Below are 13,122 nucleotides of genomic sequence, written 5' to 3'. Positions count from 1 at the left end.
AGAGGGGTCCTTAGAGGTCGGCGTTCGGGGGCAGCTGGATATTGTCCAGAAGGCCGTCGAAGATCAGGATCATCACCGCGACCGCAGCGGCGGCGATCAGCACGTGACGTTTCCGCAACCGGTGGCAGGTGGTCCGGATGAAGCCGCAGGTCATCAGCGTGCCGCCGACGAAAAATCCCGAGACGTCGAAGGGGAAGCTCGCCGAAGCCGCCCGGTAGCCGCTGAAATCGGTGAGACCCAGAGCGTTGGTCAGCCCGACCAGCGCCGGGCCGGTCCAGTTCATCACGAGCAGGCTCGCGGCGGTCAGCAGCAGTGCGCGTCCGAGAAATCCCAGGTTGCCCAGAGTGACGCGCCCCACCTCCTCGCCGCCCGACCCACGCTTCGCGCCGAGTTGGCTCAGGATCAGCAGCGCTGCGAGCGGCACCATGAGACCCACCAGCAGGATGGGAAAGAAGCTGTCACCGGGCACCGTACGCCCGGTGAGATTGGTCTGCAGAAAGCCACTGCCGATGTCCCGGGGAAACCAGACCAGCAGGCACAGCGCCACAAAAGCCAGCGTGCCGAGACCGATCCAGAGGTTCCAGCGCCCGACAGGGGGCCGGCATTCCGCGGTTTCCCCGGGACGGCCGGTCATTGCGCAAAGGCCTTCATCATCTCGATGTTGGAGGCGTAGGTGGCGAGGATCTGCTCGCGCAGCGCGTCGCCCTGCGTCACGATCGGCGCGGGCGGATACTGCTTTTCGATGAACTGGCGGGTTTCGCTCTCAGGGTCGGCGAGGATCTCGGCCACCACGGCGCCGATCTCGTCCCGGATCTCGTCCGGCAGCCCGTCCGGCGCGGTGATGATGTATTGGTAGCCGAGGTTCAGATCGATCCCCATGTCCTTCAGCGTAGGCTTCGCCGGGTCGAGCGCGACCGGCGTCGCCTCGGCCGAGGCGAGGATCTTCAGCACGCCGGCTTCGACCAGCGGCTTCTGCACGCCGCCGCCCCAGCCCACGTTGGCATCCATCGACACCAGCGCGTTGAGCGCGCCCTTGCCGCCCTGCGTGCGCAGGTGGTTGACGCTGATGTCCAGCCCGCGCGCCACCAGTTCGGCACCGGCCTCGACCTGCGTGCCCCAGTTCGCCCAGACGATCTGCTCACCTCCCGCGGCCGCGGCCTGCAGGTCCTCTAGGGTCTCCCAGCCGCTGTCGGCGCGCGCCAGAACGGCCATTTGCGAGCCCGCGGTGGTGGTGATGTAGGTGAAATCCTCGGGCGAGAGGTTATCGCTGTTCATCGGCGCGAAGTCGTAGGTGGTGGTGATTGCAAAGCCGAGCGTCTGCCCGTCCGGCGCCTCGGACTTGAGCTGCGCCGACATCACCGTGCCGTCCTCGCCAGCCTTGTTTTCGGGCACGACCTTCCAGCCGCGCCGCGCCTCGATTTCCTTCGCGAGCGTGCGGCCCTGCACATCGGTGCCTCCACCGGCGCCGTAGCCGATCCACAGGCGGATCGGCCCGTCGGGTTGCCATTCGGCGAAGGCGGGGCTGGCGAGGGCCAGCATCGAGACGGCGATCAGAAGCGATTTTTTCATGTCTATCTCCACTGTTGTGTTTAGGCTTTTCGTTAGGGTCAGAATCCGGTCTTGCCCTCGACCAGTTCCATCGGCCGGTGGCCGCGCGGCAGCTCGAAGCGCTGCACGATCTGCAACCGGCCGTCGCGGTCGTATTCGCTCGCGTCCCAGATCATCCCGACATGTGGCGCGGCGAGGTCGAGCTGTTCGCAGGCGTGACGCGACAGCAGCTCGGCGCTGGCGCTGTGCCGGACCTGCGCGGTGCGGATGCCAAAGCGTTCCCACAGCAGGCGGTGGTACGAGGCGCCGTGCAGGGTCTCGGACCCCTCGACCGGCTGCTCCACGTGATACTCGCAGCGCATGAAGAAAGAGCTGTAGGCGGGCGAGGCCCCCGACACCCAGACGAGTCGGTCGATGCGCATGACCTCCTCCGCCTCGAAGCCGGTGAGCAGCGCCCCGTATTCGGCCGTCAGCACCCGCTGTACCCGCACGACGCGGGTGAAGGGCATCATCTCTTCGCCCGTCGCGGGATCGCGGAACCGGTAGACGTGGACCTCGGGGACCTGGTGGTCGAGGTCGGCGATGAAACTGCCGAGCTTGCGGCGGCGGATGATCAGCCCCTGCTCGACCAGCTGCGCCAGCGCCTTCTGGACCGTCGACAAGCCGACCGGAAGCGCCTCGCTGATCTCGGTCTCTTTGGGCAGGTGACCGCCCGGCATGTAGGTGCCGGAATGGATGCAGGCGGCGAAGGCCTCGGCCAGGCGCTGGTACTTCACGCCGGTCTCGGGGGTTGCCTCCCACTGCGCCGCCAGGGGCGCCAGGGACAGTTTGCTGATCGGGTCACTCATACAACGACGGTAGTAATGTGCCTTAGGGCTTGTCAACTACGTAGTTAATAACCTAGACTAAAAACCTAGGAAGTTATAGGGAAGGCAGGACGGCATGACGGAAACTTGGGCAATTGCCTCCGGACACCCCACCGCGACCCGCGCCGCCGAGCGCATCCTCCGGGCGGGCGGCAATGCAGTGGACGCCGGGGTCGCCGCGGGGCTGACGCTCGGCGTGGTCCAGCCCGACCTCGTCTCGATTGCCGGTGTCGCGCCCATCGTCATGTTCGACGCCGCAACGGGCCAGGTCACCAGCCAGGACGGCGTCGGAGGCTGGCCCGCCGCCGCCGATGTCGAGGCAATGCACCAGGCACACGGCGTGCACGTGCCCGAGGGCCTCCTGCGCACCGTCATCCCCGCCGCTCCCGCAAGCTGGATCCGCGCACTGTCCGAAAAGGGCACCCTGCGCTTCGCCGACATCGCCGAGGAGGCCCTGAAGGCCGCCCGCGACGGCTTCGAAGTCTACCCGCTCTTTGCCGACTTCGTTGCCTCCAGGCAGGAAAAATACGCCCGCTTCCCCTCCACCGCCGAGATCTTCCTGCCCGGCGGCCGTCCGCCCGTGGTCGGCGAGCGTTTTGTCCAGCGCGACCTTGCCTGGACACTGGAGCAGATGATCGCCGCCGAGGCCGCCTGTCCCGGTGACCGCCGGGCGGGACTGGCCGCCGCGCGTGCCGCCTTCTACGAGGGGCCCATCGCCGAGCGCATCGTCGCTTTCCACCAGGCAAACGGCGGCCTGCTCACTGCGGCCGACCTCGCCGGCTACGAGGTCCGCGAGGAGCCGACGGTGCCCGTGCGGTTCCGGGGCGCCGAGGTGCATTGCTGCGGCGCGTGGTGCCAGGGCATCTCGATGGCCGAGACCCTGGCGATGATCGAGGCCGCCGGCCCCGGCGCGGCCATCCGCGACGGCGCGCTCGACCTGCATTTCCTGATCGAGGTGCTCAAGCGCGTCTTCGCCGACCGCGAGGCTTTCGTTACCGACCCCGATCACATGGCGGTCCGCCCCGACGCGCTGCTCGCCCCCGCGTTCCTCGCCGATCGGCTTTCTGGAATCGGCGCGCACTCCAACCCGCTCCCCGCCCCCGGCATCCCTGCGACCCCAAGCGGCGCTCCCGCGGTCTTCCACGTCGGCTGCGCCGACACCTCGCATGTCAGCGTCATCGACGGCGCGGGAAACATCTTCTCGGCCACGCCGAGCGATCCCAGCTACGACACGCAGGTGATCCCCGGCACCGGTCTTTCGGTGTCCTCGCGCGGGTCGCAGTCGCGATCGATCCCCGGCCACCTCAACGCCCTCGCGCCGGGCAAGCGGCCGCGGCTCACGCCCAACCCGATCCTCGCGCTGAAGGACGGCAAGCCCTGGCTCGCCATGGGCACCCCCGGCGGCGACGTACAGGTCCAGGCCATGACGCAGGTGCTGCTGAACATGCTCGATCTCGGCATGGCGCCCGAAGACGCCGTGCGCGCGCCTCGCGTCGCCACCTATGCTTTCCCCGGCAGCTTCGCGCCGCATGACGTGCACCCCAACAAGGTGCTCTACGAGGCCGATCTCGACGCCGCCCAGATCGACGAATTGACCAAGCGCGGGCACGACCTCGAGGCCTGGCCGCAGGAAACATGGATGGCCGGGGGTATCTGCATCGCCCTGCGCGGCCCCGATGGCCCCCTCGCCATCGCCGACACCCGCCGCGCCGGGACCGCCGCCACCGGCACCGCCCCCGAACCGCGGGCCGACCTCGCCCGCATCGCGGATCCCGCCACACCGCTGGCCGAAGCCTACGCGCTCTGCGATGCCGCCATTCCCAACGGGCTGTTCACCGCGATGCGCTTCCACGCCGAGGCGATGGAGGTCGAGCGGCTCTATTCCACCCTGCCCGAGGTCTATCCGGTGAGCGGCCGCAAACCCAAGCGCGCCACCGCCTGGGGCGAGAAGGTGCTGATGCGCCGCGAGGTCAACACCGGGTTCGGACCCCGGGACATCGCCTGGGCGTTCTCGGACCACGAGACCATCCTCGGCCTCGGGCTGCAGGCGGTGCTAAATGTTCCTGTGGTTGCGGAGGACCGCGTGCTTGGGACGATCAACTACCTGCGCGACGCCCCGGCGTTTTCCGCCGAAGAAATCGCCCGTGGCCGCAGGTGCGCCCAAGCCCTCGCCCGTCGCGGAAAGCTGGAATAGCCTCGCGGGAGACTTTCGCTCGCTTGGCCACAGCGGCACCGACCATTTGAGTCTCTCGCTACAGCTTGGGGTGCGTTTATAACCGGTCGGCTCGACGTACCCGCCGCGGATCGAACAACGCATTCTCTAGGCAGCGACAGGTGTCACCAAGCACCAGGAGGGGAACAGACGTTGATCGGCGGGCCACGACATGGACGTTCTAGACAAACGCCCTGCATTGGGGCGGCAGAATGAATACACCGCGCGGATAAGGCCAAATTATGTAGCTTGTTTTGAGTAAGTAGAGCTGGCAGATCACTTGTTCTCACCCCGAACAGACCGCAAGCTCCCATATCCATGACACTACCCGCGCAGCTCCCTGCGCCCTGCGCCCCATCCGAGAGGCGGTCAGCTTGGACGCGCTTTGGGCGGAGCCTAGACCTTCGGCGAGCTGGACGACAGGCCTCGGCGGCGAACGCCCGGCCTGCCACGGCAGCAGCGACACAGAACACCCCTCTGCGCGGCACACCATCGCCGTTGGAGGAACTCCAAATTGCAGTCCGTGGCAGCAACGTGCATGAGGTAGTGGCCGCGCGCCGCCCAATCCAAATACCGGAGTCACCCCATGCCTCAGGACCTGCCAGCAGCCACCGGCCCGATCGGCCTTGATCACTCGGGGCACTTCGCGGCCGATGCGGATGCGGCGCGCGCCGAACTCGAGGCGCTTGGGTTCACGGTCACACCCTTCTCCGCGCAGGTGCAGCCGGACCCGGTGTCGGGGGCGCAGGCGCTGACCGGGACGGGAAACATCTGCGTGATGCTGCCCGAGGGCTATCTCGAGTTTCTCGTCCACACCGCCGACACGCCGCTCGGGCTGGAATTCCTCGCTGCGCTCGAGCGCCGCGCCGGGCTGCATCTCGCGGCCTTCGCGGTGCCCGATGCCGCTGCGCACCATGCGCATCTGGACGCCCTCGGCGCCCCGATGCGACCACTTGTGCATTTCAAACGCGAGGTCGCCACGCAGAGCGGCCACGAGACCGCGGCCTTTACCGTTGCCCGGCTCGCCGCCGGCACCATGCCCGAGGGGCGGGTGCAGTTCCTGACCCATCACAATGCCCCGGCGCTCTGGCAACCGCGCTGGATGCGCCATGCCAATGGCGCGGCCTCGCTCGAGGCGATCCTCGTCTCGGCCCCGGACCCGGAGGAGACCGCCGCCCGCTTTGTGCGCTGCCTCGGCCGGGCGGCGGAGCCCTTCGGGGCGGGCCTGCGCATCGCGCTCGACCGCGGCGCGCTCGACATCCTGCCCGAGGCCGCGGCGACGGCGCTTGTCGGTTCCGCGGTCGAGCTGGGGCGGTCGGTCTTCGTCGGCCTGCGGATTGCCATGCGCGACCCGGCGGCACTGGCGGACAGGCCCGGTGCGAGATGGGTGGACGGCGCGCTCACCCTGCCCTTCGGGCCCGCTCTTGGGGCCGGTGTCTGGATCTTCGAACCCACCTGACCGCGCCACGCCACCGGCGCGGCGACGCATGCCGCCGCCCGGCCCGGGCCCTGCCGCGCTTCAGGCCGTATAGAGCTGCGCGAAGGCGTTGCGGACGTTCTCGGTCACCGCCTCGAGGCGCCGCTCGATGTGCCCACGCATCTCGGCCTGCGCCGCCTCGGGATCGCGTCGCTTCACCGCCTTCAGGATGCGCATGTGCGGCTCGGTGGTGACCACTTCCGGCCCGGTTCTCTCTGAGAGGGTCTTGAGGTCGATCAGCCGGATGTAGCGGATCCGGCCGTAGATGTTCTCGAGCATCCGGATCATCTCGGCATTGCCCGAGAGCGCGGCCAGCCGCAGGTGGAAGTCCTCGTCCAGTTGCACCAGTTCGACGGCGGACTTGCCGGGCTGGTACTCCGCGCCCGCGCCGAGCAGGTAGCGCTCGAGCGCCTCGACATCGGCGGACTTTGCGCGCAGCGCCGCGAGGCGCGTCGCCTCGCATTCGATCGCCGCCCGCGCCTCGTAGAGATCCATGATCTCGGCCGAGGTCAGCGAGCGGCAGAAGAACCCCTGCCCGCTGCGGAAGGTCAGGAACCCCTCGGCCACGAGCCGGTTCAGCGCCTCGCGCAGCGGCGTGCGGCTGGTTTCCAGACGTTTGGCCAGCTCGGTCTCGTTCAATCTCGAATCGGGTTTGAACTCGTAGCTGGCGGCCATCTCCTTCAGCAGGGTATAGGCGCGCTCAACTGAGCCACTGTTTTTACTTATGTTTTCCAAGTTGTTATTCCTGGACCTTGAGCCTTGCCGTCATCTTAGCAGCCGCCACAAAAAAAACAATTGATTTGCACTCCGATATGCGTGCTAACCTGTATACAGCAAAGAACGCGGATATGAATGCTGAACCGGGAGAGTGTTTTGGGAGATGTGATGAACGGCGCGCAGGTCATCCTGAAGATGTTGGAACTGCATGGGGTGACGCACGTCTTCGGCCTACCGGGCGAGACCACGATCGGCTGGTACAAGGAATGGCAGAGCAGCTCCGACATCGAATACGTGCTGACGCGTGACGAGCGCACCGCCTCCTACGCCGCCGAGGCCTATGCCAAGATCACCGGCCGTCCCGCCGTGCTCGAGGCGCCGAGCCCGGGGGTCACCCATTGCACGCCGGGCATCACCGAGGCCTTCCTGTCCTCGGTGCCGGTGATCTTCTTCAGCTCGGACATCCCGGTGAACCAGGACAAGAAGCACGGGCTGACCGGGGTCGACCAGACCGCGATGTACGAGAGCATCTGCAAGGAATCTTTCTATCTCACCAACGTGAAGGACATCCCCTTCCTGCTGCGCCGGGCCTTCCGCGTCGCCACCTCGGGCCGTCCGGCCCCGGTGCACATCCGCGTGCCGATCAACGTCTTTCACGACGAGGCCGAGATCGCCGATCTTTATGCCGACAGCGACTACAGCCGCTACCCGGCGCACCGCCCGGTCGCCGACCACGGCAAGATCCGCAAGGCGATCGACGTGCTTCTGGCGGCGAAGAAGCCGGCGATCGTCTGCGGTCAGGGCGCGCTCATCTCGCGCGCCGGCGAGGCGGTGCTGGCGCTGGCCGAGTTGCTGCAGATCCCCGTCGGCACCACCACCCCCGGCAAGGGCACGATCCCCGAGACTCACCCGCTGGCCCTGCGCGTCGTCGGGGCGCGCGGCGGAATGGAGTATTCCAACACCTACGTGAAGGAGGCCGACTGCATCTTCTTCGTCGGCTCCAACACCGACTCGAGCGGCACAAACCACTGGAAGCTCTACGGCGATCCGGCCGAGACCACCTTCCTGCAGCTCGACGTCGCCGAGGCGCATGTCGGCAACAACTACCCGCTGAAGGTCGGCATGGTCGGCGATGCCCGCGCGACGCTCGAGTACATGGTCGAGCTCATCCGCGCCGAGCACCCGGGCCTTTCGCGCCCGACGCTCGATCTGACCGAGATGAAGCGCACCGCGCTCGACGCCGTGTTCAACTCCAACATCGAGATGCCCGAGGGCACCGTCTCGCCAGTCAAGCTGACGCAGGCGCTCGACAAGCTGCTGCCGCCGAACGCCATCGTCACCGCCGAGCCGGGCGTCGCCGCGATCTACCCCTCGGCGCTGCTGTCGGTGCGCGAGGCCGGACGGCGCTACATCACCAACTACTCGATGGGCGCGCTCGGCTATTCCGTCCCCGCCGGGATCGGCGCGGCCTTCGCCAATGACGGGCCGGTGATCTCGTTCACCGGCGACGGCTCGCTGGCCTTCGTGCTCGGCGATTTCGAGACCATCAAGCGCAGCGGCAAGAACATCACCGTGATCCTGACCCGCAACGACAATTACGGCTGGATCCGCGGCGAGGCGATCCTGCTCGACGACGTCGACGCGCCCTGGACCACCGACTTCGGCGCGGTGGACTACGTGAAGGTCGCCGAGGGCTTCGGCTTCCGGACCGCGCGCATCACCTCCGAGGACCAGATCGAGGCCACGCTGGCCGAGGCCATCGCCCATCCCGGCGCCAGCTTCATCGAGATGCGGGTGCCCTCGCAGGACAAGATCGTGCCCTTCGTTCCGCCGTGGATCGAGGCCGCGAAGGAAAAGAAGCTCCCCTACTTCTACTGATCCGGCACCCAGCCCCAAGCCACAAGACCGGACTGCCATTCCCCCAACAGGAGACTCCCCATGAAACTACTGGATGTGACGAAGCTCTTCGCCGCGGCCGCGACCCTGACGGCCGCGCTGCATGGCCCTGCCCAGGCGGCCGAGTACCCGAGCAAGGACATCATGCACATCATGCCCTGGAGCGCCGGCGGCGGCACCGACACCGTGATGCGCAGCTTCCTCAGCTTCGCCGAGGAGCCGCTCGGCGTCGGCGTCAACACCCAGAACATCACCGGCGCGCAGAGCGGCGTCGGCACGCTGCGCCTGATGAAGTCGCGCCCCGACGGCTACACCATCGGCTCGCTCACCTGGGACAGCGTGATCACCGTGCCCTACAACGAGCTTGTCCCCGGCTATGACACCGAGCAGCTCGCCTATCTCGGCGCGGTCACCGTCCACCCGACGGCGATCATCGTGCGCGCCGACGCGCCCTTCACCACGCTCGACGAGTTCGTCGCGGCGGCAAAGGCGGCCCCCGGCACTCTGAAGATCTCCAACGTCGGCATCGGCGGCGTCTGGCACCTGCCGGCGCTCGATTTCGCCAAGCAGGCCGAGATCGACGTGCAGCACGTGCCCTATCCCAAGGGCTCGGGCCCGCAGATGGAGGGGCTGCTCTCGGGCGAGACCGACGCCGCCTCGACCAGCATCTCGGCCGCCTATCCCGCGATCCAGTCCGGCCAGGCCCGCGTGCTGGCGGTGATGGCCGACGCGCGTTCGGACGAGTTCCCCGACGTGCCGACCTTCAAGGAAAGCGGCTATGACGTGGTCTGGGGCGGCTTCCGCCTGCTCGCCACGCAGGCCGAGGTGGATGCCGAGCAGCGCGCCGCGCTAGAGGCCGCCTTCGCCAAGGTCTTCGACAATCCCGAGTTCCAGAAGGTCGCCGCGGACACCGGCATGGGCGCGGTCTGGATGAATGCCGAGGACACCGCCGCCTACGTCAAGGCCTCGCAGGAAAAGGCCTTTGCGCTGACCGACGAGCTGGTGGCCGACGGTCTTCTGAGCAAGTAATCCCCCCCCCTCGGGGCCCGCCACCGCGCGGGCCCCGCTTTTTCGTTTCGATGCGCCGCCGCGCGGACCCGGTTCCCTGCGGCACGCGCCTTGCGCCCCCGCGCAAGACAAAGGACCCCTCCGATGTCCACTTCCTCCTCTCCGCGGTCCGCCCGGCAGATCCTCTTTGCGCTGCTGCTGCTCGCCGGGAACACCGTCTACGCCAGCCAGATCCTGCAGATGAGCCGCCCCTTCGCCACCGGCGAGCCCGGGCCGTCCTTCCTGCCCTCGCTGCTCTGCGGCTTCGTCTATGTCGCGGTGGTCTGCATCCTCGGCGCCGAGCTGCGCAAGCCCGCCGCCGCCGCCGAGGGCTCCGACCACGTGCCCCGCGTCGGCCTGCTCGGCCCGGTGCTGGCCATCGCGCTGACCGCCGGCTTCATCCTCGGGTTCTTCTACGTCGGCTACCTGCCCGCGGCCTTCGTCTACACCGCGCTGATCGCCGGCTGCTTCAATTTCGAGGAAAACGGCAAGCTGCGCCGGGCGGCGCTGATCGGCGTCGCGACCGGGCTCTGCGTCACCCTCTTCGGCTGGCTCTTCTTCGTCCAGCTCTTCGACCTCTACCTGCCGCTCTGGGAGTTCTGAGATGGCCGCGCAAATCGTCGACGGTTTCCTCATGCTGTTGCATCCGGTGACCTTCCTTTACCTCATCGGCGGCTTCCTCCTCGGCCTCCTCTTCGGCGCCATCCCCGGGCTGACCGCGACGCTGGCCATCGCGCTGCTGTTGCCCTTCACCTTCAGCATGGACGTCGCCGACGCGCTGGTCATGGTGGCGGGGATCTACATGGCCGGGCTCTACGCGGGCTCGATCACCGGCATCACGCTGAACATCCCCGGCGCCCCCTCGGGCGCGATCACCACGGTCGACGGCCACGCGCTGATGAAGCGCGGCGAGGGCGCGCAGGCCCTCGGCATGAGCGCCTTCGCCTCGACCATCGGCGGGCTGACCGGCGTCGTCATCCTGATCGCGCTCGCCAAGCCGGTGAGCAGCGTGGCGCTGCTCTTCCAGACCCCGGACAAGTTCTCGCTGGTGCTGCTGGCCATCGTCACCGTGACCATCGTCTCGCAGGGCTCGCTGCTGAAATCCGCCACCGCCATGGCGATCGGCCTGATGATCGCCACGGTCGGCATCGACCCGATGCTGCCCGAGGGCCGGTTCGACTTCGGCAGCTACAACCTGATCGAGGGCGTCAACCTCCTGCCCGCCGTCATCGGGCTCTTCGCCGTCTGCGAGCTGATCGCACAGGCCGGGATGCCCGCCCGGCTGAGCCAGGCGCAGGCCGTGGCCGACCTGCCCGCGCCGCGCCGTCGCGACTTCCTGCCGAGCCGCGCGCGGATCCGCGAGGTCGGGCTCTTCGCCATGCTGCGCAGCTCGGTGCTCGGCGTGCTGATCGGCATGCTGCCCGGCGGCGGCGCCTCTATGGCCTCGTTCATCGCCTATGCCGAGGCCAAGCGCAGCGCGAAGAAGCCCGAAGAGTTCGGCAAGGGCTCCTACGAGGGGCTTTCCGCCTCGGAGGCGGCGAACAACGGCGTCTGCGGCGGCGCGATCATTCCGCTGCTGACCATGGGCATTCCCGGCGACGCGGTGACCGCGATCATCTTCGGCGTGCTGCTGCTGCATGGGCTCGTGCCGGGACCGACGCTGCTGTCGGACAACTTCATGGTGGTCTCGCCGATGTTCGCGGCGCTCTTCGTCGCCTCGCTGCTAATCTTCGTGTCGGTTCTGCTTTTCGGCCCGGTCTACCTGCGCCTCTCGCGGATCAACCGCGGCGTGCTCTATGCCTTCATCGGGATGATCTCGATGGTCGGCGTCTACGCTTCGACCTTCTCGATCTTCCAGATGTGGGTGGCGCTGGCCATCGGCGTGCTTGCCATGCTGCTGCGGGTCTGCGGCTACCCGGTGGTCCCGGCGCTGATGGGGGTCATCCTCGGCCCCTACTTCGAGGAGTTCCTGCGCCGGTCGCTGATCGTCTCCAAGGGAGACCCCAGCATCTTCGTGACCAGCCCGATCAGCCTCGTGCTGCTGCTGCTGACGCTCGGCTTCATCTGGATGCTGCGGATAGGTCCGGCGCGGAAGGCTAAGGCTGGGGCGTAGATCTCGCAGCCGTCGACCGATGGCCGTACTTGCGCCCAACGACGGCTCAGAGACATGGTAGACGCAGTATTATCCCGCGATGCCCCGGCCGTTTTTCAGACGACGCCCGAATCTCAGTCAGCGACCGGAGCAGGTCGAGTGAATTTTCTTCAACGTAAGGACCATTCGCGCGACAGAACCATGAAATCTACGCGGACTTCCGCTCGACAATTTCAAAGCCGAGGTCGATGATCGCGGGTCCGCTGCGGTCGCCGCGCAGAGGTCCCAGCATGGCTTGCGCCGCGGCCCGGCCAAAGGCGGCAAGATCGACGCGCACCGTGGTGATCGGCGGCTCGACCGCGTCGGCGAACGGCTGGTCGCCAAAACCGAGCACCGCTATCTGCCCTGGCACGTCGAGCCCGCGTGCCCGCGCCTCGATCATCACTCCATGTGCCAGAAGGTCCGAAGAGCAATGCACCAGGCCGCCAGTAAAACCCTGTTCGAGCAGGCGGAGCAGCCCGGCGCGGCCATTCGCCAGCGTCGCCGTCGCATCGAAGAAGGCGCGGTAGACCCGACCACCGCCGCCACGTTCCCATTCGCGCACAAAGGCGTCACCACGACGCTGCGCCCGCTCGTCGCCGGCAGAGACCACGCCAACCTGCGCAAAGCCTTTTCGACGCGCATATTCGGCGGCGGCACGGCCGGTCTCCGCATGGTTGAAACCGACGCAGAAATCAATCGGGCTATCGGTGATATCCCAGACCTCGACCACCGGGATCTCGGCAGCAAGCAACATCCGGCGTGCCTGCGCGCTGTGGTGGATTCCGGTGAGGAACATCGCGTCGGGGCGGCGTGACAGGTGCGCGGCGATCAGCTTTTCCTCTTCCTCGGCGTTGAACCCCGTCTCGGACAGCAGGATCTCATAGCCCTCGCGGCGCATCTCCTCGGAGAAGGCCTTCACCATCGAGGAATAGACGATGTTGGTGATTGAGGGCACCAACGCCGAGATCAGCATCGACTTGCTGGAGGCCAGCGCCCCGGCCAGCGCGTTTGGCACAAACCCTGTCTGGGCGATCGCCTCCTGGATCTTGGCCAGCGTCGCGGGGGAGACCTTGGAGGGATCCGACAGCGCGCGCGACACCGTCACCTGGCTCACGCCGGCCAACCGTCCCACCGTTTCCATGGTGACGCCGCGGCCCTGCCCTTTCCGGGCCGCCCGCGGCTTTTTCGCTTGATCGTCATTCATCGCGCGCATCTTTGATCCAGC

The 13,122-nt window shown here is 67.4% G+C and carries 11 protein-coding genes; 6 read left to right on the top strand and 5 right to left on the bottom strand.

The window, feature by feature from the left end; translation table 11 throughout:
- Window positions 1–10: 10 nt before the first annotated feature.
- Genes IQ782_RS25300 through IQ782_RS25290 form a run of 3 tightly spaced genes read right to left on the bottom strand, consistent with a single transcriptional unit; the run spans window position 11 to window position 2,396 of the window.
- Window positions 11–634 (bottom strand): hypothetical protein, encoded by a 624-nt coding sequence (locus IQ782_RS25300; RefSeq protein ID WP_194137454.1) that lies wholly within the window; start codon window positions 632–634, stop codon window positions 11–13.
- Window positions 631–1,569, bottom strand: a complete 939-nt coding sequence (locus tag IQ782_RS25295; protein WP_194137453.1) for a tripartite tricarboxylate transporter substrate binding protein — start codon at window positions 1,567–1,569, stop codon at window positions 631–633. Before IQ782_RS25295 ends, IQ782_RS25300 begins: the two co-directional genes overlap by 4 nt.
- Window positions 1,570–1,607: 38 nt before the next feature.
- Window positions 1,608–2,396 (bottom strand): GntR family transcriptional regulator, encoded by a 789-nt coding sequence (locus IQ782_RS25290; protein WP_194137452.1) that lies wholly within the window; start codon window positions 2,394–2,396, stop codon window positions 1,608–1,610.
- Between the two features lie 94 nt (window positions 2,397–2,490).
- Here IQ782_RS25290 and IQ782_RS25285 point away from each other — a divergent pair, with 94 nt between their 5' ends.
- Window positions 2,491–4,608: a gamma-glutamyltransferase family protein gene (locus tag IQ782_RS25285; RefSeq protein WP_194137451.1), complete on the top strand. Its 2,118-nt coding sequence runs from the start codon at window positions 2,491–2,493 to the stop codon at window positions 4,606–4,608.
- A gap of 604 nt (window positions 4,609–5,212) precedes the next feature.
- Window positions 5,213–6,085 carry a VOC family protein gene (locus tag IQ782_RS25280; protein WP_194137450.1) on the top strand — a complete coding sequence of 291 codons (873 nt, stop codon included), beginning with the start codon at window positions 5,213–5,215 and terminating at the stop codon, window positions 6,083–6,085.
- 60 nt (window positions 6,086–6,145) lie between these two features.
- Here IQ782_RS25280 and IQ782_RS25275 read toward each other — a convergent pair whose 3' ends face one another.
- Window positions 6,146–6,838, bottom strand: coding sequence for a GntR family transcriptional regulator (locus tag IQ782_RS25275; protein WP_240989568.1), 693 nt, complete (start codon window positions 6,836–6,838; stop codon window positions 6,146–6,148).
- A 150-nt stretch (window positions 6,839–6,988) separates the two neighbouring features.
- Between IQ782_RS25275 and IQ782_RS25270 the strand changes: the two genes are divergently transcribed.
- The 4 genes from IQ782_RS25270 to IQ782_RS25255 all read left to right on the top strand — a co-directional run bounded on the left by IQ782_RS25270 (window position 6,989) and on the right by IQ782_RS25255 (window position 11,876).
- Window positions 6,989–8,698, top strand: coding sequence for a thiamine pyrophosphate-binding protein (locus IQ782_RS25270; RefSeq protein WP_194137449.1), 1,710 nt, complete (start codon window positions 6,989–6,991; stop codon window positions 8,696–8,698).
- A 60-nt stretch (window positions 8,699–8,758) separates the two neighbouring features.
- Window positions 8,759–9,745 (top strand): tripartite tricarboxylate transporter substrate binding protein, encoded by a 987-nt coding sequence (locus IQ782_RS25265; protein WP_194137448.1) that lies wholly within the window; start codon window positions 8,759–8,761, stop codon window positions 9,743–9,745.
- Between the two features lie 123 nt (window positions 9,746–9,868).
- Entirely contained in the window at window positions 9,869–10,366 is a 498-nt protein-coding gene (locus tag IQ782_RS25260; protein ID WP_194137447.1) for a tripartite tricarboxylate transporter TctB family protein, read from the top strand.
- 1 nt (window position 10,367) lies between these two features.
- Complete coding sequence (locus IQ782_RS25255; protein ID WP_194137446.1) at window positions 10,368–11,876, top strand: tripartite tricarboxylate transporter permease; 1,509 nt, start codon at window positions 10,368–10,370, stop codon at window positions 11,874–11,876.
- Between the two features lie 187 nt (window positions 11,877–12,063).
- On the opposite strand, the gene IQ782_RS25250 is transcribed toward IQ782_RS25255, so the two are convergent.
- Window positions 12,064–13,101: a LacI family DNA-binding transcriptional regulator gene (locus IQ782_RS25250; protein ID WP_240989567.1), complete on the bottom strand. Its 1,038-nt coding sequence runs from the start codon at window positions 13,099–13,101 to the stop codon at window positions 12,064–12,066.
- Between the last annotated feature and the right edge of the window lie 21 nt (window positions 13,102–13,122).

Origin of the sequence: Salipiger mangrovisoli, assembly GCF_015223355.1 — a bacterium.
GTDB classification, from domain to species: domain Bacteria; phylum Pseudomonadota; class Alphaproteobacteria; order Rhodobacterales; family Rhodobacteraceae; genus Salipiger; species Salipiger mangrovisoli.
Note: the sequence above shows the minus strand (reverse complement) of the source record. Positions and strands in the feature narration are given on the sequence as shown.